Raw genomic sequence first — 26,156 nt, 5'->3', positions numbered from 1 at the left:
CTCGCCTTCAAATTCAGCCAGGGCTTTTGGTTGTTTACTCTCACGGATCCAAGCACTCCATCGTCATCCTCCGCCTTGCGCCGAGAATTTGACTGCGTTCATGTTGGCACAAGGTCGGGTGACGAAGAGGCGTCATCAGAGTTGTGGTGTAATTGCCGCGCAGATGTCCTTGATGGCGGCATCGACATTCGCATCGGTCTTCCAGAGAGCGTCGACACGAGGCATCATTGCGGCGAGGATTTGTGGCGCCTTCTCATGTCCGGGAACCACACGGCCCTTTTCAATCGCCGCCGCGACATTCTTCATCATCTCCGGCGAAATCAGCTTGTTGCCGTTAATGAAAGCTGGCGCTTGCAGAACACTCTTACGGGCAGGCGGGAAAAATTGCGCCATGGTGGCGACATTTTCCTTACTGGTCATGTGCGCCACAAACTCCGCAGCAACCTTGGTGTTCTTGCCCTTGGCAAAAACGACGAGCGCAGCTTGGCCGATGACCGGAGATTCCCCTCCCGGACCCGTCGGCAAGGGTGCGATACCCCAATTGAAACCCGCCTCCGGCATTTTCGATGCGCGCGAAATCTGGTTCACGGTCATCGCTGAATTTCCCGAGAAATAGTCGCCTTGAGTGCCAGGCGGCACGATCGACTTGTCCTTGAACACCATGTCATGCAGTTGCTTGATCGCCTTCACGGCTTCAGGCTTGTCAAAACCGCATTGCTTGTTCGACCAGATATCACCGCCATAGGCGCGGATGGGAGGCAGGAAAGCATGCGTCATGCGCGAGGCATAACCTTCACCGTCCTTGAACTCGAAACCCCATTTGCCGGGGTTGGCTTCTACCAGCTTCTTGGAGACCTCTTGGAACTTGTCCATGTTCCACTCGCCCTTGGCCGCTAGCTGTTGCGGATCCTCAAGGCCTGCTTTGTCGAACATGTCCTTGTTGTAGTAAATCAGGAATGGCGAGGTGGAAAATGGTATCCCGTAAACCGTTTCACCCTGCTGCCACAGGCCCATGGCCGGCTGAGAAAAGTCCGCGAAATCATAGCCCTCCGTAGCCTTCAGTGTTGGCCCGAGATCCATGAGAAGCTTGGCATTCTCAAAAGCGGGAGCCGCATCTTCCATCATCCAGGCGACATCGGGCGGATTTCCGCCGGCCACTTGGAAGGTCAGTTTTTGGGTATAATCGTTGACCGGAACTGTCTCGAATTTGACGTTTACGTCCGGATTCTTGGCTTTGAAACTCTCTGCGATGGCATTCAGCATCTTCAGATGGGCTTCGCTACCGGTCCACACCGTCATGCGGAGATCCACAGCGAGCGCGGCAGATGTCGACATCAATAGTGCTAAAGCGGATGCTGCTATACCTGCTAGTGCGGTCCTCATGGCTTCCTCCCGTTTGGTCGCTTCGTAAACAGTACTCCTCCAGCGATGCCTATGGCATTCGCTGTAACTCCTTGACGCGGGCGACTAATCAGCAACCTGCAGAAGGACACCAGGGGCATCACCGATCGACCATCCTCCGTCGACCGGTATATTTGCTCCGGTAATGTAGCTTGCAGCGTCGCTGCACAGAAAAACGAACGCACCTGCCAGATCCTGGGGCTGACCCTGTCTTCCTGCTGGGATTTTAGCCGTCACGGCCCTGCGAAAAGCAGGGTCGCTGTACTGGGCCGCGTTGGCCTCGATCTCGATGGCGCCGGGCGAGACGACATTGACTGTAACGCCACGCGGCGCGACGTCGCGGGCAATGGCCCGCACCGCCGTCAGTTGCGCGGCCTTCAAGGATGCATAGACGATCGTTTCAGTCCGCGGTCGGGTCGCCATGATACTGCCGGTAGCAACCACTCTGCCCCAACCACGCTCGACCATGGGCGGAATCAGCCTCCCCGTCAGGGCCAGAAGTGCCGCGAAATTCGATGCCACATGCGCGGCTATATGCGCCTCATCGATATCGTTCCATGGCATGCGCCGTTCGATAGCAGCATTGGCGATCAGGATATCTATCGGCCCAAACTGATCAAGTACATGGCGGGCGAATGCTTCCGTCGCGCCCTGCCTGGTAAAATCCGCCTCAATGACGGGCGTTTTGCCGCCCATCATTTCTGCCACTTCCTTCGCGCCGGCCTCGTTCCCGAAATGGTGAAGGACAGGTTCCGCGCCATGCTCTGCCAACCCCAGCGCCACCGCGCGGCCGATGCCAGAACTGGCACCGGTCACCAAGGCACGCCGACCTTTGAGCGAGAAGCGCAAGCTCGTCATCCCTCTGCGCCATCCAGCTTGTCAGCGACTTCCAGCGAAGCGATATCGGCAGCATCGAAATGCGCGCGTATCCTTTGCTCGGCTCGATCGGCATCGCCCAAACGGATGGCTTCGCAGATTGCAGCGTGCCGTGCGATCGTCTCATACCAATCCGCCTCGCTACGGTTGGCCCGCCGTGAGAAAAGCTCCGACACTTCCCGCTGCACTGTGCGCATGCCTTCCATCTGAACGCGGATCATCGCATTGCCCGTCGCGGTCGCCAGACCTAGATGGAACAGAATGTCCGCAGCCGTGAAACTGGCGGGATCATGGACGCCTGCATTCATGTCTTTCAACGCCTGCTCCATAATCTCCAGGCCTTCGGGGTCTCGACGCTCGGCGGCAAGTCTCGCAATGCCGGTTTCGATGACCCGGCGCATCTCATTGGCTTCCTGCAGGCGCTTGAGGCTCGAGCGCACCGCATAGCCGTAGATCTTGTCCATCGTCTCGCCACTCATTGCCTTGGCGCGGGCCACTTTTCCTTGTTGCGTGAAAATCAGTCCAGCAGCTGTCAACTGGCGCAGAGCCTCACGCGCAATCGGCTTCGACACACCGAATTCCTTGGCGATTTCTCCCTCGGGCGGCAAAGGCTCGCCCGGTGGAATACGGCCGTCGAACAAAGCGGCAGCAATAGCATCCGACACACCGTCGGCGAGCCTGACAGGGCTCACCAGCTTGGCATCGAATACGGATTTTCGGGACATAACCATCGTTTGCTTCCTCATGATCAAAAGCTAGCATACAGTTTACAACATAGCAACTAGGTTTATCAGTTGCCAAGATGATACGATGCGGCTAGAACTAGCATACAAGCAGGCCGCTGAACACAGTGAGGCAAAACCCGATGGCATCATCAACACCGAGCCAAATGGCAGACATGACGGAAAGCTTACGCATCGCTCTGCTACGGGCCGATCCCGCCCTCAGTCGTTTTGACCCATTGCCACGCATTCTTTCGTTCGACGACTTTTCGCGCGGCCATTGCGGCTGGTCGCAACTGGTCGGCAATTACGAGGACACGCTGGATGCCATGCTGCCCGGTTACGCCCAGCATTCCAGCGCGATGATTTCCACACTTGGGCATTGGGATGCCGGCTCGCATGGCGGCATGGATTCGTCCTATGCGCTCAAGATCGCAACCAGGCCCAAGCCCGGCGCACAGAATGTCGCGATCAAGCGTCACACGTTCCGCAAAAGAGGCCCGATCCGCTTCGAGATTTACTTCACCTTCAAACCGGAAGCATCCGAGCTGAAGCTGTCGGAAACCGACGTGCGTTCCGTCGGGTTTCTGTTCGATCTGCAGGGCGGCGACCGTGACAGCGATAGCGAGCGGGTGATGCCGCATTTGAGGTTTCTGAATGCCGAAAACGGCAAATTCCTGCAGAAGTGGCAATATAAGCGTGAGACGACCGAAATCAAACCTCTCGGAACGGACGACAAGACGGTCAGTCATTACCACCTTGCACCGGAAGGCTGGCTGGATCTGCCGGATGGCGAACAAAAGCTTTGCTACAACGAGATCCCGACCAAAGTGAACTGGAGCTATCTGCGGTTCGATTTCGATCTTGAAAAAATGCAGGCCACCGGCATGCAATGCAACGATCGCACCTTCGATCTATCGGGCTTCGAGCCTATCCGTATTCCGGCAATGAAAAACCTCTGGTGCATGCTGAACTTCTGCTTGTTCGCGGAAACAGACGTCGCCAAGCGCGCCTTTCTCTATGTCGATTCGATCTGCATTTCGGGAGATTTCTGATGCTGCCTGAAAACATCACAGCGATCATTGCCCGCAACGAGCGTTGGAGTGGTGATGCCGCCAGTGAACCCTATGAGGCAGGCTGGGCGCGCGAAGCAGTCTTCTTCATCCGCGCGCTGAAACAGCCGGTTGGCGCATCGCCTCGCGGATGGGTGGAAATTTCACCCGATGGCATGCACTGGGTGCGCGAGGGAACTGAGTTCGATATGCCGACCGAGTTAGATGGACTGACATCTGCACGGGTACAACATTTCGGTAACTGGCTACGCGTCGTAACTCACTTTGCCGAAGGCGCGGAATGCACCCTGCTGATCACATTGCATTTGAAGGCGTGAACGTGAAACGGGCGAATGATATATCCGCCCCTCACCTCACCCCAGATAAGCGCCCTGCGCCAGCAATTCCCGGCGCAGGTCCTCGTATTCGATATGGCGAGGGCTGGCGCGATTACCCACGGAAAGCGCAGCCGCGATGCCGGCAGCCTGGCCAAGCGCAAAGCAGGGCGGCATGACGCGGATGGCACTTAGCGCCTCATGCGTTGCTGATACGGCACGACCGGAGACCAAAAGACCATCGTGGATGCGCGGTACCATCACTCTATACGGAATCTGATAGATATTGGCGGCGTCCGGCCCTTCTCCACCCGTGCCACCACCCGAACCCGTCGGATCGTGGATATCCAGCGGATAGCCACACAGTGCAACGACATCCTCAAAGGCGCGACCGGAATGCAGATCCTCAAGCGTCAACTCGTAGTCGCCCTCGATGCGGCGGGTTTCCCGCACACCGATCTGCGTTGCGGTATCGCGCAGCGTCGCCTCTTTGAAACCTGGCAACTCGTTGCGGAAGAAATCGAGAAGAGCCACGGTTTGCTCACGACCCTCCACCTCGGCCAGTGACAGTTCGAGCGCATCGGCGCCGTTTCGTTTAAGCACCCGCCCGGTATTGATACGCCAGACTCTCGGCTCCATGGTCTTATAGAGACCTATGCCACGACGAGGTGCAGGGAACCGCCCCTCTTCCGTCGCCTTGGCGACAATCGACGAAAACGGGCGATAGTCGTCCGGATGCGATCGAACATACTCCTCGACAACCTGATCATCGACATTTTGAACGCGAAAGAACAGGGTCTGGGGCTGGGACAGCCCGTCGCTGTCACGCCCCTGCCGGGTGTGGACGCCAGCATAGTGAGCGACATCGCCATCGGCTGAGCAATCGACTACCACTTTGGCGCGAGCGGCTCTCAAGCCACCTTTGCCTGCGCAAACAACACCGAGCACCCTGGGATTGTCGGCATCGCGGTCGCCGACGATAGCATCTACCACCATTGTGTGAAGCAGAAGTTCGACGCCTGCCTCAAGACACATGCGCTGGGCGACAACCTTCGCTGCCTCGGGCTCGAAAGGGGTGACCTTGTCATGGCCGTAAACGATAAAGCCGCAATAGGCCGAACCAGCAGGGATGGCACTCGGATGCAATGCGCCTCCCAACGCCATCATACCCTGTACGAATTCCTCGTAAATGCCTCGGATCAGCTGTGTTTTGCCATCAAGCGAATAGGACGTCATGCAGGGACCGACCAGACCTGCGGTCAGGTTGCCCCCGAGGAACCCGTAACGCTCTACGAGTCGTACCCTCACACCGAGACGGGCGGCCGCTACCGCGGCTGAAATTCCCGAAGGCCCGCCACCGATGACGAGTACGTCGACGTCATCGAGTTCGGGAACGTCGACCGAATAGGCATAACGCAACTCTGTCTGATGCATCTTTTCCTCCCAGACTGATTTAGCGGAACATCGATCCGCCATCGACATCGAGCGCTGATCCATAGGTGAAACTGGCGGCGTCGGAGCAAAGGAACATAATGGCAGCGGCCATGTCATCTGGTCGACCCATGCGACGCATCGGCAGGTTACCAGCAATGCGCACTTTCAGCTCGGGATCAATATGGGAATGCATCGGCGAATCCGTCGGCCCGGGGTTCAGTGCGTTGATGCGGATTTTCTTACCCGCCAACTCTCGCGCGACAGACTTGACCATCGACAGGGTGGCAGCCTTCGATGCAGCATAGGGCGTATCGGCAATGAGCCCGCCGCCGCCATGAACCCCAGCATCGGAAGCGGTGCACACGATATTGCCACCTTCGGTATTATGGAGCATTCGCTCGACTGCCGCCTGAACCGTGAAGAAGGTGCCAAGCAGGTTGACGTCCAGCACGCGGCGCCAGTGCGCCCAATCCTGTTCCAAGATACGCTTGGCGGTAATGATTGCCGCACAGGTTACCACGTTGTCGAGCCGCTTTAGATTGGCGTCACAATATTGGAATGCGGCCGCAATACTCGCTGGATCGCTGACATCCACCTTCACAGTGTGAATCTTGGCTCCCGATTGCCGCAAATCGGCGCTGTACTTCTCAAGCCCGGCCTCGTCTCGGTCTGCCATGACAACCTCCGCGCCCTTGAGGGCGAAAGCACGGGCGGTCTCGAGACCCATTCCACTAGCGGCACCTGTTATGAATACCGATCTGCCGGCAAAACAGTTATCCGCAAAAGTCGCATATTTCACTGGCATACTCGGTCTCCTCTTTACGGTCTCGTAAGATGTCACAGGGGTATAACAGACCGACACTGAGCAACCTAGCAACTATGTTAGTTAGATGTAAAGACTATTTTTACATCGGCTGAATCAACGCCAACAAAACCGCCGTCACGGAGAGAAGTTGACCCCCTCTACCGCATTCAGCAGGTCCGCCCAGAGCGATATTTTGCCAGTCAAAGGTGGAGTGTAGCCGTCTTAAAAAGATCTGAATCAACGGTCCCAAAGCCGAGTGATTTGCAATCGGTAATTGCAGGCCGCTTAAATAAAGAGCCGTGCGCTGCCCTGGCCACGCGACGTCAGAATGTCACTTTTGCCTCTCAACCCTCATCGATCATTGGAGGGCGGGGAACGTCTCATTTTATCTAAAGTCTTAATTCGGTGTTCCGCTTGGTTTCGTCGGCTAGGAATTCGCATGCAGTTTTGAGTACACGTTCCGTATAATTCTTCGGTACACACGCCAGACCATCGGCCAGACCTCGATAGGCGGGCGCTGGTGGAAAGAATAGACCAGCGCACGTCAGGTTCCTCAAACTTTCGAGTGACAGTCCTATCAGTGGCCGCACGCTTTAGCATAATCACGCAACGTCGCCTGAACATAGGCAAGCTTTATCCCATCGAAATCAGCCACGACGTCGCCTGATCGCACTTTCGCAGTCAAAGGGGCGAGGTACTGGCTGACCAGTGTTTCAGGTATGGACCTATTCCCGAGACGGGTTCTCACAACGTCTACTGCCTGTCGCGCAGCGGGCTGGGACCAATAATAGCGAATGCGGTCCGAATAACTGAAATGCCGTTGGAGGCGCTGTTGCGACGAAGTACCTGAATAATATTTAGCCCAGTGGTTGCGATCTCCCATCATGATGTTTTCCATTGTCTGCTTGAGCGTCGGCGCTTCACCATCAAGTTCCGACGCAATCAAATCCAACCCATAGAGCGCTTCCCGCAACGCAAACGTCAGGCCGGGCCCAACCTTTAGAATGGCAAACCCGCCGCCCACGAGCGAAGAGAGTGCCTCAGCAGTTTGGTAATCGGTCGAATGTGCTTCGAAGACCACATTCGGCATGTCGGTAAGCGATTGAGAGAGGTTCCTTGCTTGCTCCGGCTGGTAAGCCACAACATTTGCGTTGCCGAATTCGACACCGGGCTGCACGACCAGACCGATCACCCGCTGAAACGCCGCCTCCAGGCCTTCTTGCGCGAACGACCTGAAATGCACATCATACGTCCTGCGCGCCGCAGCCGGATCCGTCACATCAAGATCATCGACGGCATGAGAAGCACCACCTGGAACAGGCACTTCCGTTCCGATAATGTAGACGGGTGAAAAAGAACTGTTGTCTTCGGCAACTGCTGCCAGCTGCGCTGCGCGCCGGGCCACGATTTCATCCTCGAGCGCCTCGGGCTCGCCGGAACATCCCATTGAGCAATCGAGATGCAGCTTGGAAAAGCCTGCACTGGCGTATGCTGCAACCATCTCTCTGGCCTTGATCATCGCGTCAGTCGCAGGCAGATGTTTCCAGGGATTGGGACCTAAATGATCTCCGCCAAGGATGAGGCTTTCGGTATTGAAGCCCACACTGGACGCGATCTCCCCAACAAACGTCCGGAATATCGCAGGTGTCATACCCGTGTATCCGCCGTCTTGATTCACCTGATTACAAGTGGCTTCGATCAGGACCGGCTGATCAATGTCGCGACCAAGTATCAAAGCTGCGCGAATGACATCGGGATGCGCCGAACAAACGGATGTTATGCCATATGTCTCACCACGATCGCGGCGCGATCGTAGAGACGTGAGTGTAGAGGTATTCATGTAGATCTCTCAAATTGCGGGCAAAAAATTGCGCGGACGGATGACTACATATCGTTGCGCAGTCATCAGCATGATTTAAGGGCATATGGTCCAGACCCCGTGTCCCGCGACGGCGTTTCTATTGCGCAGAAACGCACAGCCTTAGAAGCTTCATCCCAACCGTCTTCCAAAAGCGGTGCGAGATAATCAACAACGCAGCCTTTGTTCACGCGGAAGAATTGGCTGAGTGTTTTAAGGTCGAACGTTACAGCATGGAGATGATCAAACTCGGGGAGTTGCCCGGCGGCCAGTTGTTCCGATCGATAACTAGCGAAAGAATTTTGCGCCTGCCCGGCGGTCATATCGAGAGACAGGGCGTAGAATATCCCGATGGTGGAAAGGTTTCCTCCACACTTCAGACCAAAGGGATGAAACCTTGCAACGTCGTTGAAAAAATCCGATCCAAGTTCCTCAGTTACCTCGCGCTGGCAGCAGGTTTGTGCGTTGAGTTCACCATCGGCGCCCATTTCGACGCCGCCTCCCGGAAACTGGATCTGACCGGGTGTTGACGTGTGCTGCGCCATTTCACCAAGCAAGAGGTAATTATCGGAGGTCACAATGGCGGCCGCGCAAAAAACAGCCCGGCAATCGAACTCGTGATCCCGGTCTTGAGCAGCATAAAGATAATGCGCATAGTCGGTCGAAGAGACCTCGACAACAACACGGGAACTATCCGTAGCGACTGACGATGCGGCAAGAACCGGGCCGTTAAAAAACCGCCCGTTGTTACTGATGCGGGCCCAGTGTGTTTCGACCTTGGAGCGATACCCATCTGGATACATGATTGGCGATTTACCAAGAACAAGCCGAACGTCCTGATTGATAAAGGTAATTTCAAGCATCTGGTTGTCCTTCTACGCCATTAAGTTTGGAGTGCTTCAGACCACAGCAGCGATGCTCAGCGGCACCGAAGCTGTTTTAATTGTCATCCAAGTGCGCTGGCGGCAGCGCTGTCGAGGTACCAGTGGATATTTGCATGAGACGTCAGCAACGAAGCCGGGCAGTCGGTTGAGGGTTTTTCCCGAAGGCTGCGGCGAACGGCAGTCGCCTTCGCCGGTCCCGTCGCCAGCATGATGATTTCACGCGCATTCAGTATATCGGCGATCCCCAAGGTAATGGCCTGCGAGGGTACCGAGCGCAGTTCCACAAGACCAGGCTGGTTGGCCGAGAGGGTTTCATGGGAGAGATCAACGATCCGTACATGACTGTCAGGTGCCGATCCGGGCTCATTGAAACCGATATGTCCGTTTGTCCCCAGGCCAAGAAGCTGTACGTCGATACCTCCGCTTTTGTGCAGCAAAGTCGCATATCGTGCAGCCTCGGCCCCCAGATCCGCTGCGGCACCGTCGATGAGGTTGAGCTTGGCAGGATCGAAATCGGCAAGACCGAAGAGTTCGCGCTTCATGAACGCGGCAAAGGAATCTGGATGGGATGCAGCCAGGCCACAATATTCGTCCAGATTGAAAGTCGCGACATCTCGAAACGAAACTTCGCCCTCAAGAAATGCATCGACGAGACTTTTATAGACGCGGCGCGGCGTCTGGCCAGTTGCAAGACCCAGAACGCTTTTGGGGTCACGCCTGACTGTTGCGATCAAGTGATCTGCAACCGCATCAGCAGCATCATTCGCCGTCGGAAATACCGTTAGCAGACAACCATCGCCGACAGCTGTCCTCTGCAATGAAAGGTTCATTATTTCAATCCTTTAACTGGTCCTGTCGTGCGACGCAAATGCTCTGCAGGGGTCAAATCACAACACGCTTTAGTGCATCGTCGAGCGCTATGATTTCGTTGGCAGGCGTTCCCGGCCGAAGTGACGGCCGCGTGAGGCCCATTACATCCAGAGGGATCATGGCTGCCATCTGATATGCTTCCGCCAATGAGAGCCCGACATGCAGGACGGCGTTTGCGAGGCATGTGGCAAGATCTACATGCGCTCCGGCAAGAGAGCCTGCTTGATTGATGAGTGCCCCATCCCGAACCCTTATGATCTCACCATAAAGTTCGAATTGATCAGGCCCGCCAATCGTCGCCATAGCGTCGGAAACCATAAACATACGCCCTGGCGATGGACGCGCATGGCAGGCCAGAGCCACCATCGACCAATCAACATGATGGCCATCGACAATAATCCCGGCATAGGCATCCGAATTAATAGCCGCACCAAGGATACCGGGCTCGCGCGAGCTCATAGGTGGCATTGCATTGTAGAGATGGGTGAAGCAGCTAACACCCGCTTCTATTCCAGCTCTGGTTTCCTCAGCGGTCGCCGCAGAATGACCTGCGGAGACGATCACGCCCATATCTGCAATGCGGCGGATCGTATCAAAATCGACTGTCTCTGGCGCAAGTGTCAGCATCACCGGAATACCAGCACCACGCAGTTCTTCAAGGATGGCAACCGTCGTCTCATCCATAGGGCGGATGAACGCAGGATTGTGCGTGCCTTTGCGCAACACATTGAGATGCGGTCCCTCCACATGAAGACCCAGGAAGCCATCCGTTCCCCAAGCATCGCGTGCTGCTGTCGCGGCCGTGCGCATACGTTCAGCCTCGCAGGTAATAAGGGTCGGCATTACCCAGCCAGTGCCGAGAGAGCGCTGCGTCTCGACAATGCGCAAAATTGATTTTGCCGAAGGATCGGAATTCAGCATCACTCCGCCGCTACCGTTCACCTGCAGATCAGTCAACGCCGGACCAAGCAGACTGAGGCGCACGTCCGGGCTTTCACCACTTTCAAGCGGGCGGATTTTTCTGAGCTCACCGCTGGTCAGCTCAGCCGCAAGCCCGGTTTGCATGGCACCATCCAACCAGATGAAATCGGCGGCAACGAGTTGGGTCATGAAAATGGGACTCCGGACGGTTAGAGTGGTTTTCTGCTGGCCATGATCGCGGCGCCACGTGCTCCCGAACTGTCACCATGGATGGCGCATCGGATGGCCGGCATGCGCATTTCGCCGAGCTTTACGGATTGAAACGGTTTTTCCAGCAGCGGCACGACATCCGGAATGCCGGACAATCCACCACCGAGGACAATGCAGTCGGGATCATGCATGAGCTGGATGATCAGTAACAGCTCTGAGGCGATCTCTGCCCACTGCCACAGTACCTGCTGGTGTTGCGTGCCCCCGGCTTGGGCCGAAGCTACGATCTCTTCGGCAGTCACCGGCCGGCCCAGCCAGTGCGCGCCCAGTGCTGCCAGGCCCGTGCCGGAGACATAGCGTTCGAAACACCCTCTCTTCCCGCAACCGCAATCCCATAACGGCAGACTGCGGGACGCCAGGAGATGGGCCGGGATGCCGATATGGCCAATTTCCAGTGCCGAACTATTGAGGCGCGGCGGTAAGTGACCGTCACACGTCAGACCGGCCCCAACGCCGGTACCCATGATGAGTCCAACAACAGTCTTGAACCCTTCACCGGCTCCGCCATTTGCCTCCGACAGCGCAAATGCCTGGCAGTCATTCATTAATGGTAGCCTTCGACCTATCCGTTCCTCGAGTATGGCGGCGATATCGTGACCACTGGCTGGCAGATTAGAGGTGAAAGCGCGGCCCGTGTGCACATCGATAAGACCGGGTATGGCCATTCCGACGGTTAAGTCCTGGCCCTGATGCGAGAATTGCTCGAGCCATCGGACCTGCTCGGCGAGGGCATCGATGAAATCGGCGAGCCGGTCCTTTGGCGTTGGGATGCGTCGCATCTCGACGGTCGCCAGATCGTTGGAGAACAGCCGCGCTTCGATCTTGGTGCCGCCGATATCGATGCCGCCGCAGATCATGCCCGCACCGGATAAAGCGTCACGCCGGAGACGACACGCGACAGATTACCCTGCCCCGCAAACGGATTGTCGATATTGAGCGCAAGTTCCCCGGACCATGCAACCGCCCAGATCTGGGCCGCCAGCACGTAAAGTGGCGCTTCCCAGCAGGCATCACCCAGGGTGCGCAGATCCACATCGCATCCCTCTCCGCCGAGTGTAAGCACTGTGGCCTCTGGGTACTGTGCCTTGATCTCGCGTGCCACATCGTGATCATATAGTGAAGTGTGGGCATTCGGATGGATCATCACGACGATAAGGTCGCGGCCGGTGATGACCGCCTTAGGACCATGTCGAAATCCGAGCGTGCTGTCCCAAGAGGTCATGGTCTGGCCAGCTGTCAGTTCCAGCACTTTAAGCGCAGATTCGCGCGCAACGCCCTTCAGCGCGCCTGAGCCGAGAAATACCACGCGGTCGGGCCGAGCCGGCGTCATGGAGTGCAGCGCCGGCAGTAACGATGACGCCTTGTCGGCGATCCTTTTGAGATTACCCGCCACATCCGCCCCAGTATCGAGGCACGCCAGTGCCGACAAGAGCATCGTCGTGAAACTGGACGTCATTGCAAAACCGCTGTCATGCGTAGCTTCGGGCAGCGCAATCACCTTTTGCTCTCCGCTTCCGGCGGGTGCTCGCGTGGCGAGCGCGCCATTCGGGTTACAGGTGATATTCAGCCGCTGCACCTTGGGAAACTGGTGGTCGAGAAGATCGAGCGTGCCAATGCTTTCAGAACTGTCGCCAGAGCGACCAAACTGCACGACGAGAAGCTGCGGGTCATCGCGCAGGCACTCGAAAGGGCACGCCACAATATCGGTCGTCGGGATTGCCTTGATGAGAAAGCCGTCGGACGGCGCAAAGCTCAATGCGTCACCAATAAAGGCAGATGTTCCCGCACCGGCAAAGACAATCTCGGTAATCTGCTTTTCCTTGATCCAGGCACTGATTTCCAGCGCCTTACCAGCAAGCGTCGGGGCCCATTCGTTCCAAATGAGCGGCTGTGAGAAAATTTCATTCCATGTCTGACTGTCTTCGGCCCGCATGATAGGTTCCTGTTCTATGTGTTTAAAGGCCATCCTGGTTGCCCGGTGGCAACGATGCTCTTCGGATCAACTCGTGAGAGATCGGGGAAGGATGGCGCAGAGAATTGTCCTGTCGTCACAGCTTTCGACGGAGGTGGAGCCCTTCACCGCAGGAAAAGCACCAGTCTTGTGAAAATCGACGGTTTCGACCCGCTCGAATTCCTTCTCCCAGTCACCCACCCGGATTCCACTGGTTGGGATCGAAACATAGCCGTCGGAAAAGATTTCGATGCTCGCAACGTCGTTTTTGGATAACAGGACATCGGTCAAACCATCGACTGTGATGTCCTTGCCATTTATCGACGCATAGCCAAGCGGTTGCGTGCTATTTGCGTAATGGAATTGCGTACGGATGCCGCCCTTGAGAAACGTCTCGGCGATTTCGGGGGCTGTCCCGGCAGCGGCGACAGAGGCGGCTATGGCTGTTGATGCCTCTGTCGCCGTCAAACGGCCTGTCTGCACGGCAGCATCAAGACCGTCAAAAATGACCCTGCGTGTCGCCATCTCGGCTTCATCGCTATTGTTCATTCGATCCGACAGTATGCCATGTACAGCAATACGCGCGGCGGTGCTGACCGTGTCGATCAGCTTGTGATGCTGATAGATGGTTTCACCGTTGATGCGAATTCCGGTGTCACCGAGTGCCAAGAGACGAAAATGATCGCCCGAGCTGACGACGATTGCCGCCGTCGTTGATGGTGGATGGGCAATATTACGCTCAATCGCTGCATCTCGGACGCTGTCGCTCAGCGCCTGAAATATCTCACGGCCGGCGGCCGAAACAAGCTTGCCTGAAGCGGCAAGACGCGCAGTGCATTGTGCAGCGCTTCGGGCTGCGATGCGGCCAGAACTTTCCCCGTTGTAAAACGCACCTGTTGGATCAGTTGCGCCGTCAAAGACCGCCAGAAGTGTATCCGGCTCGATCAGAATGATATCATCACCCGGCTTGGTTCCGTTCTTATATTTGGAGCGTGAAAATGCTTCGATATTCATAAATGCAGGTCCTGTTGGCGACAGCAGTCCGCCCGGCGCCCCAAGACGCCGGCCAGATCTGTCGATTGGCCGAGGCCGGGGATCAGACGAACGCGGATTCCTTACGATCCGAGAAACGGAAAACGATGAAGACACACAGTCCGGTCGAGGCTAACAGCAGGGTTGACAGAGCCGCGGCCGTGCCAAACTCACCGTCGATCACCTGTACATAGATCAGCACCGGCATAGTGACGGTTCGCGACGTGTAAAGAATGAGCGTCGACGACAGTTCGTTGATGGCGGTAATGAAGCTCATCAGCGAGCCGATGATGAGGCCTGGCATCATTAGCGGCACGGTCACCGAGGCAAAGGTTTTTGCTGGCGATGCTCCGAGGTTAACGGCCGCTTCCTCGATCGAAGGTTTAATCTGACGCAGGATCGATGTCGTTGAGCGTACGCCGTAAGGCAGGCGCCGGATGAAGACCAGAAGGATGATGATCAATGCAGTGCCGGTGATGTCGAACGGCGGATGACGGAACGTGGCGACATAGCCGATCGCCATGACGACACCCGGGATCAGGTAAGGCACCATCAGGACGAGATCGAGCGAACCTGAGACGACATTATCCTTTCGAACGACGATGAAGGACAAGAGGCCCGAGACGACGGCAATCATGGCCACGGCCGCCAGCGAGAACAGGAAACTGTTGTAGATTGCCTGCGGAGAATCCCGAAGAATACGCTCATAACTGCCAAGCCCGAAATTGCCGGTAAAAACAGGTCCGCTTGTCTCAAGGAACGAGGTGTAGACAACGGTAAATGCCGGCAGCATGGCGATGAAGACGACAAGATAGCAGAAGCCGTGCACGAAAAGCGATTTCAGCGGCGACATTGCCCTCTTTACGGGGCGGTTGGTCAGGGCACTGGCGTAACGACGCTTGGAAAGAATACGGCGTTGCAGCAGAAGTGCTATCATCGAAATTGCGATCATCAGCATCGATACCGTGACCGCCATTGTTGGCGTACCGCCCATTTCGGAAGTGTATTGCGCATAGGCGATGGTTGCCAGCGTCCGAACGCCGCGACCGAGAATGGCAGGCGTTCCAAAATCGGCGATCGACAGCACGAAACATATGATCGCACCAGTGCTCACAGCCGGGAATATCAACGGCAACGTAACCTTGTAGAAGCGCTGGAACGCGGTACAGCCTAGGTTCTCGGCGGCATCCTCGTAAGACTTGTTGATTGTGTTCAGCGCATTCTCCGTCATCAGGTAGATGTATGGAAAAAATTTCAGGCTGAAGACCATAACGATGCCAGGGATTCCATAAATGGTCGGCGCGGGTAGCCCGACAGCTTGGAGAGCGTTTGTAACCGCACCGTTCGAGCCAAACAGCATGATCCAGGCATAGGCGCCGATAAACGGTGGAGCGCAGAGTACCAGAACTGCGAAGGTCGCGATTACCGCGCGGCCGCGAATGCGGTAGCGGGACGTGCAAAACGCGAGCGGTATGCCGATCAGGCAGGCTCCGAGCATACCCAAGAGGCCGATGACAATCGTGTTCCACAAAGCCAGTGTATAGAAGCGCCGGGTTAGCACCTGAACATAGTTGGAGATCCCGAAATCACCGGTTGAGGCATCGAAGAAGCTGATCGCAAGCACATTGACAATCGGCAGAAGTAGAAAGACCGCGAGAAGAATAACGGCCAGCGCGGTGATCACCGTCCAGAAACCTGGCATTCTGAAGCGGCTGGCAGGAGTGGATGTGGCTGTTGCTGTAGTCATCAGAACACCCTCGCCCCGGTCACGCCGTCCTCAAAAAGCTGCACGCTGCGGGCGGCGAATGCAAACGTGGCATCGTCGTTTGGATGTAGCGCGATGATATCCGGCGTCGGCTTGGTGATCGCCTCGATTTCCTCGCCGGAGGCAAGGACCGCAGCGACAGCCATTTCGCGGCCAGTAAAGCTGACCTGACGGATCTTTACAGGGAGATGAATGAGATCATCGCCAGCTAGAGCATTGACGGAGATGAATTCCGGACGCACTGAGGCGACAAGTGGTTTGCTAGTCGAAACACCTGTCAGTTGTGGCAGCACGACAGCAGTACCTGCTATGGCTGCCTGTGCACCCTCTACCGCCAGCGCCATGAAATTGTTAGCGCCGACGAACGACGCAACAAACCGGTTGGCCGGACTGTTGTAAACTTCCCAGGGAGCCGCCGCCTGCTGGATGACGCCACCATACATGACGCAGACGAAGTCGGACATCGCCAGCGCTTCTTCTTGGTCGTGCGTGACATAGACGGTCGTGATATTCATCGACTGCTGAATGGCGCGCAGTTCGCGGCGCAGGTCTACACGCAGCTTGGCATCCAGATTGGATAGTGGCTCGTCCATCAGCAAAACTTGGGGATTTATGACGAGAGCACGTGCAAGGCCGACACGCTGTTGCTGGCCTCCGGACAATTCGTGCGGCATACGCTGTGCGTACGACTTCAGTTGCACGACATCGAGAATGTCTGCAACGCGACGCTCGATCTCACTGCGTGAAACCTTACGTTGCTTCAGACCGAAGGCGATGTTGTCAGCGACGCTGATATGCGGGAAAACCGCATAATCCTGGAAAACCATGCCGACATTGCGCTTGTGCGCGGGCACGTTCTCAATGCGCTGATCGGCAATCGCAATGCTGCCGCTGTCCTGCTGATGAAACCCGGCGATTGTGCGCAAAAGTGTGGTCTTGCCACAGCCGCTTGGACCAAGCAGTGTGAAAAATGAGCCGGATGGAATGGAAATGTTGATATCCGAAAGAGCGATGGTCGCCCCGTAACTTTTTCGGATGTTTGAGATTTCGACAGCGGACATAAAGCGTCTCCGTAGACCGGCAGGTGTCTTAATGCCTGCGGACGAACGAATGGGAATGGCGGATCAAATGGGAGAAGCGGACATGGCAAGCATGCCATGCCCGTCCATTGATGTTACTGGATGTCCAGCATGACATCGTTCCAGGTCTTCATAACCTGATCGCGGTTTTCCGCGGCCCATGCGAAGTCGTATTTTGCATCTGGAACTTCAGACAACGGCACGAGGGCAGCATTGGCTGCGACGTCACCACGGATCGGCCGACGACCATGCTTTGCGACGACTTCCTGGCCTTCCTTCGAGACGATAAAGTCGATGAAGGCTTCGCCGTTTGCTGCGTTCGGCGCCCCTTTGACGATGGCCATACCGTCAGGAGCAATTGCTGTGCCTTCCTTCGGATAGACGATATCGACCGGTGCGTTGCCAAGCTTGTAACGAAGCGCGGCGTCTTCAAGGGTAATGCCAATGGCCTGCTCACCATCATTGACGAAACGCGGTACGGCACCGGAGGATGTTGAGAAGACAGTGTTTGCGAGAATGCCCTTGTAAATTTCCCAGCCTTTTTCTTCAGGCTTGAAAAGCTGAAGCACGGTCGATAGCTGAATATATGCCGAGCCGGACTGGTCGGCGCGAGCCGATGAGATCAGTCCCTTATATTCCGGCTTGGCAAGATCTTCCCATGACGTGGGCGCCGGGGCACCCTTTAGCGCATCACGATTGACGATGAATGCTGTGACAACAGCTGTAAAAGGGATCCAGTTCTTGCTCGGCGCTAGCGAGGGAGTGATTGCCGAAGCTTCCTTCGCCTCATAGGGCTGGAAGAGATCGGCAGAAAAATCGATGACGGTGCCATCAACACTCCACAGAACGTCGGCTGCAGGTTTGCCGCTCTCCGCCTTGATGCGGTTCATCAACTCACCGGAACCGGCTTTGACGAGTTCGACCTTGGTGCCGGTCTTTTTCTCGAATGCTGGCAGCAAATCGTCCATCAGCTGCTGGGGAGCTGCAGAGTAGACCACAACGGTCCCGTCAGCGTGAGCAGCCGACAGCGAAGCGAACATAGCCGCACTCGTGGCGAGAGCGGTCACAAAATTACGAACATAGCCCAATGTGGCCTCCAGATTGTTTTGGTTCCCGAAAGCGCATGTCGATTTGCCGCGTCCAGTTTGCCTGGATCTATCAATCGTATTCAGCGCTACAATTAATTTTCATTACGTAATTAAATATGTCAAGACTGATTTCGCAAAACTGTCACAATTTGAATAAGTAGCTGTTATTGCTATTTTAAAGCCCGCCCACCCTACCGAATTCATGGGAGTCCACACAGGGGCAAAAAGAAATCAGATGCTACGTCTAGTGAACTAAGCTATGCAAATTAAGAGATGTGAGACAGGGGACAGATTTGATTAACCTCGGCTATAACGAACGTCGATTGATCGAAATGTTGCGCGGCCGCGGCGGCATGTCACGGACCGAGCTCGCGCGGGACATGGACGTCTCCGCTCCAACCCTCACACGACTTACGTCGAGTCTGCTCGAAGAAGGTCTTATTCGTGAGGCAGAGACCCACCGGCCTGGCTCCGGTAGAGGTAAACCAGCTACCGTCCTAACGCTTGATCCCGACGGACTGTTTACAATTGGCGTATACTTCAATCCGGACGACTTGAGGATCTGCGTGGCGGATCTCAATGGCAAGATCAGAGCCGAGATTCGCGAAGATTTGAGCGATCATAGCTTCCGTCACATTATGAACATCGCAGCCCCGGCAGCGCGAGCGGTTGTTGCGACATCAAAGGTCGACAAGCGGAGAATTCTTGGTTGCGGCCTGTCATTTCCTGGTCATTTCTCTCGCAACCCGGGCCACGTTTTTCAGATCCCACAGTTTGCTGCCTGGCATGACGTTGACGTAGATAGAGATTTCCAGCCGTTCTTCGATCACCCGGTACATCACGAGAATGATGGTAAAGCGGTGATACTGTCTGAACTCTATTACGGCGTTGGCCGTAACCTCGCAAACTTCGCAATGATCTGGCTTACATATGGCATCGGAGGCGGTGTTGTCGTGCAGCGGCATCTCTACCGAGGTAGCAACCGTAATGCAGGGGAATTTGGTGGCCTTTTTCCCAAATCACATCACCGTCCCTCAGGGCAGGACCTCTGCAACCTTCTGGATAGCAATGGCATCACCATTAAGCGGCTGTGTGAAATTGACGAAAGTTACGCTGATCACCCTGTCGTGATGCACTGGTTGGAGCGCGCGACGGATCAGCTTAGAAGCCTGGCGCTTACTGTTGCTAGAACACTCGATCCCTCCACGATTGTTTTTGGCGGGTCGTTGCCGGCCTGGCTCATAGCGGAAATTGTCGAAAGGCTTGGATCGCTGGAAACTCTCGGCGAGGACTTTTTCGTTGAGCCACCGGAAATCCGCAAATCGGAGTTAAGCGAAGTACCGCATTTAGGAGCCGCGACCATTCCACTCTACCGCGCGACGACGCCAAGCTACTACTCAGGTAGAGCCTTGAAGGGTTGGGCGTGATGGTATGCGCGGGAAGCGCGCACATCCAGCTCTGAACGGAATGGCGACCAGCTGCAATCCCCCGCGAACTATGAAATGCCCGAAATTTCGCTCGATCCGCCCCCCCTTAGAGTCGACCGCCTCTGACAGGTACAAACCCGCATTCCCAAAGCCGGATCGAGTTGTCGCCACTACCCTGGACATCCGACGTGGATAATTAGCGCCTGATGTTTAAACTGTTTATGGAACGCTCCAGTGTAGTCACTCTTGCTCGTAGAGAGGTCGTATAATGAAACGACATGAATTCACGGCTCAAACCTCAGGGGCCAACGGATCGATCAGGGCTCAGATCAGCACCGTTCAGCATGAAGGCACTCAGTCGGCACTCTTCATGTGCCCCTAATCATTCCGCCATCAACGCGGATGGCAGAGCCGGTGACATAACTTGCATGTGCGCTGGCGAGGAAGACCGCGACGGCTGCGAATTCTTCCGGCTTTCCGTAACGACCGGCCGGGATTTCGGCGCGCGATGCTTCCTGCACGACTTCGACCGTGTTGGCGGTCTTCTCGGCCTTGCCGGCATCCAGTTCGCGCACGCGGTCGGTGTCGATCCGGCCGGGCAGGATCATGTTGACTGTGATGCCGTGACGGGCAACTTCACCGGCCAGCGTTTTCGACCAGCCTGACACGGCGGCGCGCACACCATTGGAAAGCGCCAAGTTGGGTATGGGCTGTACAACGCCGGAAGACCCGATGGTAATGATGCGGCCCCACTTGCGGTCGATCATGCCTTCAAGCATCGCATCGGTGACCGCGAAGATCGAAGTCGCCATGCTTTCGAATGCGCTTGTCCAGCTGTCTTTCGACTGGCCGACCGCAGGACCGGCCTTCGGCCCACCGGAGTTGTTGACGAGTATATCGACGCCACCGGCAGCTTTGATCGTAGTGATCAGCGCTGCCACTGATGCGGCGTCGGAAAGATCAACGCTGACCGGAATGAAGCTCTCGGTCTCCTCCATCGCCGAGACATTACGGGCGGCGGCAAAAACTTTGACGCCCTCTGCGGTCAGTCCCTTGGCGATGGCGGCCCCCAGGCCGCGGCTGGCACCGAGAACGAGTGCGGTCTTGCCGGAAATCATAAAGTCCATGGTATCGATGCCTTACTTCAGTTCATCTAGTTTGCGTGTCTGACGCTCGATCAGTCGTTCGACTTCAGCGATGGCCTTGGCATTGAGAGAAGCGCCGGGACGGCGCTGTGCAGCGCTGGCGATGGCACCGCGTCTGGCCAGCACATATTTGCGGATAGCAAGGCCAAGGCCCGGCTGCTGTTCGTAGCGCATCAACGGAAGATAAGCGTCGAACAGGTCCTGAGCTTTGTCATGCTTGCCTTCATCGCAAAGGCGGCAGACCTCGACCATCATCTCCGGATAGGCAAACCCGGTCATCGCCCCATCGGCTCCGCGCTGCATTTCTTCCGGCAGAAAAACGCCCGCATTGCCGCACAGGATGGACGTGCGACGACGGCCCTTTGCTTCCGCCTCGCGCAGATCGGTGATCTTCTGCAGACCCGGCCAGTCTTCATGCTTGAGCATGACGATGCTCGGATGCGCCTCAAGGATCACGCCAAGCGTCCGCGACGAGATTTGCACGCCGGTAGACAACGGGAAGTCCTGCAGCACGACGGGCACATCGGTGCCGATGGTCTCGATGACGTTGCGGTAGTAACCGATGATCTGCTCGTCGGTGCGCAGGCTGGATGGCGGTGCGACCATGACACCGGCAGCGCCCATGTCCATCACCTTCTTGGTCAGTTCGCCGATCGCGGCCAGACCCGGTGCGGAAACGCCAACCACCACCTGTTTGTCGGCCGACCGGGCAATCGTCTGGCGGGTGATGTCGATAGATTCTGCCTGTGTCAGCTTCGGCGCTTCTCCCATCATGCCGAGGATCGTCAGACCATCGGCGCCCTTGTCGTAATAGAAGTCCACCATTCTGTCGACGCTCGCCACATCGATGGCGCCGTTGTCAGTGAACGGTGTGCAGGCAATCACGAAGACGCCCGATGTCTCGTTATTGATCAGTGTCATATCTTGTCTCTCCGAAGCTCAGAACCAGCTGGATGTGCCGCGGGCGACATACTGCCCGTCACCGGCTGCGTTGACGACGTTTGTCCCGTCAAAGGCCAGCTTTCCGCCGACATATGTTCGCGAAACCTTGACGGAGAATTCACGCCCGTCGAAGGGGCTCCAGTTCAACTCGTCATGCGCCTTGGCGGCGTCCCATACTTGCGATTCAGCCTTCAGAATGGCGATGTCGGCATCAGCGCCAATGCTCAAGGTGCCTTTCTGGGGCCACAGGCCAAAGAATTTGGCAGGGCGTTCGCACAGTTGCTCGACGGTCAACATGACGGCATCATAGCCACGCAGTTCTGCCCCAGTGAAGAAAGCCGGGAGCAGGGTTTCAAGACCGGGAACGCCCGCGCCCGCCTCGAAGATCGATGGTGTGAACTTGTTGTCGATCGGCCAGGAGGAATGATCCGAACTGACGAAAGCCACCCGGCCGGAGATGACGTCGCCCCACAGGGCGTCGATCTGACCGGGGCGGATCGGCGGGTTGACCTTCATCTTAGCGCCCAGTTCCGTGCCATCGGCGTCAGGGTCGAACCAGAGATAATGCACGCACAGTTCGCCGGTTGAACGGTAACCATCAGAGAGGTAGTTCTCGACGATGTCGAACCCGCGTGTCGTTGTCAAATGCACGATATGCGCATGGGCATCAGCGGCGGCACCGAGCTCAAGGAACTGCGCTGTGGCCGCCATCTCGGCTGCCACGGGTCGGCTTTCCGAGTGAGCCTCGATGCCATCACGGCCTGCAGCCTTGGCTGCGGCGATGTGCGCACGTACGATTTCCTGGTCTTCATTGTGAACGCCAAGCGGAACGTCAGTATCCGCCAGCGCGTTGAAAATTTCCAACGTCTGGTTGGAAGATATACGCGGAAAGCGCGTCGGGCTGCTTTCAAAGGTCGAAATCTTGAAGGCCACAACGCCACCCGCAATCAGACCGGCGATCTCATCTGTCGACTGGCCCGGCATGACGGTGCCATACAGCGCGACGTTGGAGTGGGCATGTTTGCCAATGGCGGCAATCTTAGCGTTGAGCGTTGCCAGCGAGTTGAGCGGATCGGGATTGTCATAGGGCATGTCGACTATCGTGGTGATGCCACCGGCGACAGCAGACCGCGTCGTAGAGGCAATGCCCGGCAGGCCGCCATAACTGCAGGCATGGGTCTGACCGTCGATGACGCCCGGGATGATCAGATCGTCACCAGCGTCGAAAACCTCGTCGCTCGCAGGCACCTCACCCGTTCCAAGTGCAGCGATCTTCCCATCGCGTATACCGACCCATCCATGCTCAAGCAGACCATCGGGTAAAACTGCAGTGCCACGGATAACGAGAGAAAATGTCATGTTTCCATTCTTTCATTGGGTGGAGATTGATCTTTAACAGGCACAATCATGCGGCAAGGAACGTTTGCACCCTTTCCGGCGCAAGGTCGGAAAACAATTCAGCCGGGGGTGCCTTAGCGTAAATCGACCCGTTTTCCATGAAGACCACCTCGTGGGCAACGTTGCGGGCAAAACTCATTTCGTGGGTGACAACAATCATCGTCATCCCCTCTTCTGCAAGCTCCTGCATAAGATGAAGAACCTCTCGCGATAATTCTGGATCGAGAGCCGATGTTGCCTCGTCGAAGAGCATGACCTTCGGCTCCATCGCAAGAGCACGTGCAATGGCTATGCGTTGTTGCTGGCCACCGGATAACTGTTCAGGCAAGCTGTCCAGCTTGTGCGCCAATCCAACGCGGGCAACAAGACGCCGCGCTCGATCGTTGGCTTCCGCACGGGTGCAAATACCCGAAGATACAGGAGCAAAAGCGACATTCTCAAGAATGCTCATGTTACGGAACAGGTTGAATTTCTGAAAAACCATTCCTGTCTGTCGCCGGTGGTGGCGCAATAATCTCTCACCAGCAGGAACAAGCCTGTTATTGCGCTCACGATGTCCCACAAGCTGTCCACCAACCCAGACCTCACCTGTCGTTGGCCGTGCAAGATAATTGATGCAACGCAGGAGAGTGGTCTTGCCTGATCCGCTGGGACCAATGATCGCCGTGGTCGTCGCCTCGCGAATGGCAAGATCGATATTGTTCAAAATTCCCTGCTCGCCAATTGAAAGCCCGACACCGCGCAACTCGACAGCATGAACAGGGTCCGGTTTTTCTGGCCAGCGTGGTGTGTAAGAATGCGCGATTGCGTGAACAGAACTCATGCGATTGCCATCCTTCGAGTACAGCGTTTTTCAATTGTGATCAGGAATGTGTTGATAATCGCGTAGATTGCACCGGCGACAGCGACCATTAGCAAAGGGTTCTCTCCCGAGTAGATGAAGGCACTGGTAGTGCTCATGATTTCGCTTACCGATATCGCCGACGCCAGTGAGGTCTCCTTGAACAGAACGGTCGTCCGCCCCATAAACGGTGCGGCGGCAATCTTGGCGACCTGGGGAATTATTACCTTTATGGCAAAGCTTAGCGGAGGAATGCCAAGCGCATATGCAGCTTCGAACTGGTCCTGCGGAACGCCGTTATAGCTCGCTCGAAATATCTCGAAATAATAGGCTGTCGCAAAAAGCACGAAGGCAATGACAGCAGCCGTCATTGGCGAGATAAACCATCCAAATGCGGTCGATCCATAAAACGCCAGAAACAGCAGGATGAGTGGTGGCGTAGTTTGTGCAAGCCAGCTGTAAAGCCTAATAAAAAGGCGCAGGGCTTTCGGCGCAGCAATATCCGCAACCGTCAAACAGACAGCCAAAAAGCTTGACAGAAATACGGTTGTCACCAAGAGAAACAAGGCATTGAGTGTTGCACTCGCCACTGATGGTGCAAGATTGAGAACTGTTGACCATATAGCGATCATGACCTGACCTTCTCGCTCGCCCTCGGAAGCAATTTTGCGGCCATTGAAATCGATGCAACGGCTGCCGAAATAACGGGAATGCCGAGTTTCAGCGAGAGACTTTCAGCACCATCTTTTCCTTGCCCGACACCGGCGCCATAAGCCCAGACCAGGATCAGGTCAGGTATGATTGACCGGAACTCTTCAGCGGCAGCGTCGAGGTTGTTGCCATGACCGCAAAAGACGAGATTAAGGCCGCCTGCCCAAGTCTTGGCTGCCCATCCATCCTGTTGTTGCTGGCGTTGGCGGTCTCCGTAAACAAGAAGTCCTAAAGTTGCAGTTGGTTTGGTGTTTGCCAGTAATTGCCCATAGGCAGCCATCGCAATGCTTGGCAAGACAACCGGACGGTTTGATCGGAAGCTTGCAGCAGGAAACTCCTCGGCAGCACAAATGATGGTCAGATCAACACCGTCTTTTACTTCCAGATCATCGATGGCGTCCTGAACCAGCGGTATGAAACTGTCACGGTCAAACCAACGTGCAGTCCAACCCGGACCCAGAGCGCCATGCTCACCCGACTGACGCAGATTGGAGCGAATAGCAGGCATGCCATCTTTCGCAGCCATAGACCCCAGCGCCTCGTGAGAAAGCCCATCAAGGACATGTCTCCAAATAACGCATGCCTTGATACCCGTCTGCTCCAGCAGGCGTTGATGATAGCTGTCCAGATCAAGACGCGGCCCTTGCCCGAGACTAACAAAACCTATTTTCGGTTGATTCAGTTGGCTGGCGCTCATTTTGGGCTCCATCGGCGCACGGAGGCCCGTGCAATTAGGGAAAGTAGACCACCAAGCAGGATATAGATTGCGGCAGTCGATAGCAGGATTTCAAATGGCCGGTAGCTCTCGGCAACGAGTTCGTTGGCCTTGGCTGTGAGTTCGGGGATTGTGATGATCGAGGCGACCGATGTACCCTTCAGGATTAGCGTTGCGTTCGAAAGCCATGTGGGAACAACAACAGGCAATGCCTGAGGATAGATGATCCAAATCCATACCCTCCAAGCAGGAATACCAAGCGCACTTGCTGCCTCGTATTGCCCGGGATCGACCGATTTCAATCCTGACCGAAATATTTCCATCGTATAGGCAACCGCCGAAAGCATAAGTCCTGCCAGTGCTGTGACCAGCGCGGGTAGAACAATTCCAATCTCCGGCAGGCCGTAATAGACCAGAAACAGGATCACGAGTGTCGGCACAGAACGCATCAGTGTGCTGCAGGCCTGAATGACGCACGCCAACCGTCCGGGTCTGCGAAGACCGCATACGGCAAGAGGCAGAGCGACGATCGTGGACAAGACGAGCGTAGCGGCTGTCAGCCACGCAGTTGTCCAGGCTGCCCGCAAAAGTATGGGCAGGCTCTCAACGAGAAAACCGAAATCCATGATCGTTG

25 protein-coding genes are annotated in these 26,156 nt (G+C 56.1%); 3 read left to right on the top strand and 22 right to left on the bottom strand.

The genetic code is table 11. The features are described from left to right. Positions 1-135 precede the first annotated feature (135 nt). The 3 genes from PYL13_RS22220 to PYL13_RS22210 all read right to left on the bottom strand — a co-directional run bounded on the left by PYL13_RS22220 (position 136) and on the right by PYL13_RS22210 (position 3,008). Entirely contained in the window at positions 136-1,383 is a 1,248-nt protein-coding gene (locus PYL13_RS22220) for an ABC transporter substrate-binding protein (protein WP_275642882.1), read from the bottom strand. An 84-nt stretch (positions 1,384-1,467) separates the two neighbouring features. Next, positions 1,468-2,259, bottom strand: coding sequence for an SDR family NAD(P)-dependent oxidoreductase (locus tag PYL13_RS22215; protein WP_275642881.1), 792 nt, complete (start codon positions 2,257-2,259; stop codon positions 1,468-1,470). Next, positions 2,256-3,008: a FadR/GntR family transcriptional regulator gene (locus PYL13_RS22210; RefSeq protein ID WP_275642880.1), complete on the bottom strand. Its 753-nt coding sequence runs from the start codon at positions 3,006-3,008 to the stop codon at positions 2,256-2,258. The genes PYL13_RS22215 and PYL13_RS22210 overlap by 4 nt, the downstream gene beginning before the upstream one ends. 134 nt (positions 3,009-3,142) lie before the next feature. Between PYL13_RS22210 and PYL13_RS22205 the strand changes: the two genes are divergently transcribed. Beyond that, complete coding sequence (locus PYL13_RS22205; RefSeq protein ID WP_275642879.1) at positions 3,143-4,054, top strand: DUF6772 family protein; 912 nt, start codon at positions 3,143-3,145, stop codon at positions 4,052-4,054. Continuing rightward, on the top strand, positions 4,054-4,389 hold the full coding sequence (locus tag PYL13_RS22200) for a hypothetical protein (RefSeq protein ID WP_275642878.1): 336 nt from the start codon (positions 4,054-4,056) through the stop codon (positions 4,387-4,389). The genes PYL13_RS22205 and PYL13_RS22200 overlap by 1 nt, the downstream gene beginning before the upstream one ends. Positions 4,390-4,425: 36 nt before the next feature. Here the strand turns inward: PYL13_RS22200 and PYL13_RS22195 are convergent, their stop codons facing one another. The 12 genes from PYL13_RS22195 to PYL13_RS22140 form a co-directional block, all read right to left on the bottom strand. Further along, positions 4,426-5,820, bottom strand: a complete 1,395-nt coding sequence (locus PYL13_RS22195; protein ID WP_275642877.1) for an FAD-dependent oxidoreductase — start codon at positions 5,818-5,820, stop codon at positions 4,426-4,428. A 19-nt stretch (positions 5,821-5,839) separates the two neighbouring features. Continuing rightward, the gene (locus PYL13_RS22190) at positions 5,840-6,625 is read right to left on the bottom strand and encodes an SDR family NAD(P)-dependent oxidoreductase (RefSeq protein WP_275642876.1); all 786 of its coding nucleotides are present in this window, start codon (positions 6,623-6,625) and stop codon (positions 5,840-5,842) included. Positions 6,626-7,202: 577 nt separating this feature from the next. Next, on the bottom strand, positions 7,203-8,465 hold the full coding sequence (locus tag PYL13_RS22185) for a D-tagatose-bisphosphate aldolase, class II, non-catalytic subunit (RefSeq protein ID WP_275642875.1): 1,263 nt from the start codon (positions 8,463-8,465) through the stop codon (positions 7,203-7,205). Between the two features lie 65 nt (positions 8,466-8,530). Then, entirely contained in the window at positions 8,531-9,346 is an 816-nt protein-coding gene (locus PYL13_RS22180) for an NUDIX hydrolase (protein WP_275642874.1), read from the bottom strand. 83 nt (positions 9,347-9,429) lie between these two features. Then, on the bottom strand, positions 9,430-10,197 hold the full coding sequence (locus PYL13_RS22175; protein WP_275642873.1) for a glucosamine-6-phosphate deaminase: 768 nt from the start codon (positions 10,195-10,197) through the stop codon (positions 9,430-9,432). Between the two features lie 52 nt (positions 10,198-10,249). Further along, entirely contained in the window at positions 10,250-11,347 is a 1,098-nt protein-coding gene (locus PYL13_RS22170) for an N-acetylglucosamine-6-phosphate deacetylase (protein ID WP_275642872.1), read from the bottom strand. Between the two features lie 20 nt (positions 11,348-11,367). Beyond that, positions 11,368-12,285, bottom strand: coding sequence for an ROK family protein (locus PYL13_RS22165; RefSeq protein ID WP_275642871.1), 918 nt, complete (start codon positions 12,283-12,285; stop codon positions 11,368-11,370). Then, on the bottom strand, positions 12,282-13,361 hold the full coding sequence (locus PYL13_RS22160; RefSeq protein ID WP_275642870.1) for an SIS domain-containing protein: 1,080 nt from the start codon (positions 13,359-13,361) through the stop codon (positions 12,282-12,284). Before PYL13_RS22160 ends, PYL13_RS22165 begins: the two co-directional genes overlap by 4 nt. A 66-nt stretch (positions 13,362-13,427) precedes the next feature. Next, entirely contained in the window at positions 13,428-14,393 is a 966-nt protein-coding gene (locus PYL13_RS22155) for a hypothetical protein (protein WP_275642869.1), read from the bottom strand. Positions 14,394-14,475: 82 nt separating this feature from the next. Next, entirely contained in the window at positions 14,476-16,158 is a 1,683-nt protein-coding gene (locus PYL13_RS22150; protein ID WP_275642868.1) for an ABC transporter permease, read from the bottom strand. After that, entirely contained in the window at positions 16,158-17,237 is a 1,080-nt protein-coding gene (locus PYL13_RS22145; protein WP_275642867.1) for an ABC transporter ATP-binding protein, read from the bottom strand. Before PYL13_RS22145 ends, PYL13_RS22150 begins: the two co-directional genes overlap by 1 nt. Before the next feature lie 113 nt (positions 17,238-17,350). Further along, positions 17,351-18,295: an ABC transporter substrate-binding protein gene (locus PYL13_RS22140; RefSeq protein ID WP_275642866.1), complete on the bottom strand. Its 945-nt coding sequence runs from the start codon at positions 18,293-18,295 to the stop codon at positions 17,351-17,353. Positions 18,296-18,636: 341 nt separating this feature from the next. Between PYL13_RS22140 and PYL13_RS22135 the strand changes: the two genes are divergently transcribed. Then, entirely contained in the window at positions 18,637-19,770 is a 1,134-nt protein-coding gene (locus PYL13_RS22135) for an ROK family transcriptional regulator (RefSeq protein ID WP_275642865.1), read from the top strand. A gap of 368 nt (positions 19,771-20,138) precedes the next feature. On the opposite strand, the gene PYL13_RS22130 is transcribed toward PYL13_RS22135, so the two are convergent. From PYL13_RS22130 to PYL13_RS22100, 7 genes are read right to left on the bottom strand one after another with little or no spacing between them, the layout of a single operon-like run. Next, positions 20,139-20,897, bottom strand: coding sequence for an SDR family oxidoreductase (locus PYL13_RS22130; RefSeq protein ID WP_275642864.1), 759 nt, complete (start codon positions 20,895-20,897; stop codon positions 20,139-20,141). 12 nt (positions 20,898-20,909) lie between these two features. Continuing rightward, the gene (locus PYL13_RS22125) at positions 20,910-21,836 is read right to left on the bottom strand and encodes a dihydrodipicolinate synthase family protein (RefSeq protein WP_275642863.1); all 927 of its coding nucleotides are present in this window, start codon (positions 21,834-21,836) and stop codon (positions 20,910-20,912) included. 18 nt (positions 21,837-21,854) lie between these two features. Continuing rightward, positions 21,855-23,216, bottom strand: coding sequence for a dihydroorotase (locus PYL13_RS22120; protein WP_275642862.1), 1,362 nt, complete (start codon positions 23,214-23,216; stop codon positions 21,855-21,857). Between the two features lie 46 nt (positions 23,217-23,262). Then, on the bottom strand, positions 23,263-24,078 hold the full coding sequence (locus PYL13_RS22115) for an amino acid ABC transporter ATP-binding protein (protein WP_275642861.1): 816 nt from the start codon (positions 24,076-24,078) through the stop codon (positions 23,263-23,265). Continuing rightward, the gene (locus PYL13_RS22110; protein WP_275642860.1) at positions 24,075-24,728 is read right to left on the bottom strand and encodes an ABC transporter permease subunit; all 654 of its coding nucleotides are present in this window, start codon (positions 24,726-24,728) and stop codon (positions 24,075-24,077) included. Before PYL13_RS22110 ends, PYL13_RS22115 begins: the two co-directional genes overlap by 4 nt. Continuing rightward, positions 24,725-25,504, bottom strand: a complete 780-nt coding sequence (locus PYL13_RS22105; protein ID WP_275642859.1) for an AroM family protein — start codon at positions 25,502-25,504, stop codon at positions 24,725-24,727. Before PYL13_RS22105 ends, PYL13_RS22110 begins: the two co-directional genes overlap by 4 nt. Beyond that, positions 25,501-26,148: an amino acid ABC transporter permease gene (locus tag PYL13_RS22100; protein ID WP_275642858.1), complete on the bottom strand. Its 648-nt coding sequence runs from the start codon at positions 26,146-26,148 to the stop codon at positions 25,501-25,503. Before PYL13_RS22100 ends, PYL13_RS22105 begins: the two co-directional genes overlap by 4 nt. Positions 26,149-26,156 lie beyond the last annotated feature (8 nt).

This window comes from Agrobacterium sp. Azo12 (genome assembly GCF_029193765.2).
Lineage (GTDB): Bacteria > Pseudomonadota > Alphaproteobacteria > Rhizobiales > Rhizobiaceae > Agrobacterium.
The sequence above is the reverse complement of the archived record's forward strand: the minus strand, read 5'-3'. Positions and strand labels throughout refer to the sequence as shown.

Excerpts from the sequence above, each read along its gene's own strand:
- PYL13_RS22220 (WP_275642882.1), bottom strand. The coding sequence starts at position 1,383 with ATGAGGACCGCACTAGCAGGTATAGCAGCATCCGCTTTAGCACTATTG.
- PYL13_RS22215 (WP_275642881.1), bottom strand. The coding sequence starts at position 2,259 with ATGACGAGCTTGCGCTTCTCGCTCAAAGGTCGGCGTGCCTTGGTGACC.
- PYL13_RS22210 (WP_275642880.1), bottom strand. The coding sequence starts at position 3,008 with ATGGTTATGTCCCGAAAATCCGTATTCGATGCCAAGCTGGTGAGCCCT.
- PYL13_RS22205 (WP_275642879.1), top strand. The coding sequence starts at position 3,143 with ATGGCATCATCAACACCGAGCCAAATGGCAGACATGACGGAAAGCTTA.
- PYL13_RS22200 (WP_275642878.1), top strand. The coding sequence starts at position 4,054 with ATGCTGCCTGAAAACATCACAGCGATCATTGCCCGCAACGAGCGTTGG.
- PYL13_RS22195 (WP_275642877.1), bottom strand. The coding sequence starts at position 5,820 with ATGCATCAGACAGAGTTGCGTTATGCCTATTCGGTCGACGTTCCCGAA.
- PYL13_RS22190 (WP_275642876.1), bottom strand. The coding sequence starts at position 6,625 with ATGCCAGTGAAATATGCGACTTTTGCGGATAACTGTTTTGCCGGCAGA.
- PYL13_RS22185 (WP_275642875.1), bottom strand. The coding sequence starts at position 8,465 with ATGAATACCTCTACACTCACGTCTCTACGATCGCGCCGCGATCGTGGT.
- PYL13_RS22180 (WP_275642874.1), bottom strand. The coding sequence starts at position 9,346 with ATGCTTGAAATTACCTTTATCAATCAGGACGTTCGGCTTGTTCTTGGT.
- PYL13_RS22175 (WP_275642873.1), bottom strand. The coding sequence starts at position 10,197 with ATGAACCTTTCATTGCAGAGGACAGCTGTCGGCGATGGTTGTCTGCTA.
- PYL13_RS22170 (WP_275642872.1), bottom strand. The coding sequence starts at position 11,347 with ATGACCCAACTCGTTGCCGCCGATTTCATCTGGTTGGATGGTGCCATG.
- PYL13_RS22165 (WP_275642871.1), bottom strand. The coding sequence starts at position 12,285 with ATGATCTGCGGCGGCATCGATATCGGCGGCACCAAGATCGAAGCGCGG.
- PYL13_RS22160 (WP_275642870.1), bottom strand. The coding sequence starts at position 13,361 with ATGCGGGCCGAAGACAGTCAGACATGGAATGAAATTTTCTCACAGCCG.
- PYL13_RS22155 (WP_275642869.1), bottom strand. The coding sequence starts at position 14,393 with ATGAATATCGAAGCATTTTCACGCTCCAAATATAAGAACGGAACCAAG.
- PYL13_RS22150 (WP_275642868.1), bottom strand. The coding sequence starts at position 16,158 with ATGACTACAGCAACAGCCACATCCACTCCTGCCAGCCGCTTCAGAATG.
- PYL13_RS22145 (WP_275642867.1), bottom strand. The coding sequence starts at position 17,237 with ATGTCCGCTGTCGAAATCTCAAACATCCGAAAAAGTTACGGGGCGACC.
- PYL13_RS22140 (WP_275642866.1), bottom strand. The coding sequence starts at position 18,295 with ATGTTCGCTTCGCTGTCGGCTGCTCACGCTGACGGGACCGTTGTGGTC.
- PYL13_RS22130 (WP_275642864.1), bottom strand. The coding sequence starts at position 20,897 with ATGGACTTTATGATTTCCGGCAAGACCGCACTCGTTCTCGGTGCCAGC.
- PYL13_RS22125 (WP_275642863.1), bottom strand. The coding sequence starts at position 21,836 with ATGACACTGATCAATAACGAGACATCGGGCGTCTTCGTGATTGCCTGC.
- PYL13_RS22120 (WP_275642862.1), bottom strand. The coding sequence starts at position 23,216 with ATGACATTTTCTCTCGTTATCCGTGGCACTGCAGTTTTACCCGATGGT.
- PYL13_RS22115 (WP_275642861.1), bottom strand. The coding sequence starts at position 24,078 with ATGAGTTCTGTTCACGCAATCGCGCATTCTTACACACCACGCTGGCCA.
- PYL13_RS22110 (WP_275642860.1), bottom strand. The coding sequence starts at position 24,728 with ATGATCGCTATATGGTCAACAGTTCTCAATCTTGCACCATCAGTGGCG.
- PYL13_RS22105 (WP_275642859.1), bottom strand. The coding sequence starts at position 25,504 with ATGAGCGCCAGCCAACTGAATCAACCGAAAATAGGTTTTGTTAGTCTC.
- PYL13_RS22100 (WP_275642858.1), bottom strand. The coding sequence starts at position 26,148 with ATGGATTTCGGTTTTCTCGTTGAGAGCCTGCCCATACTTTTGCGGGCA.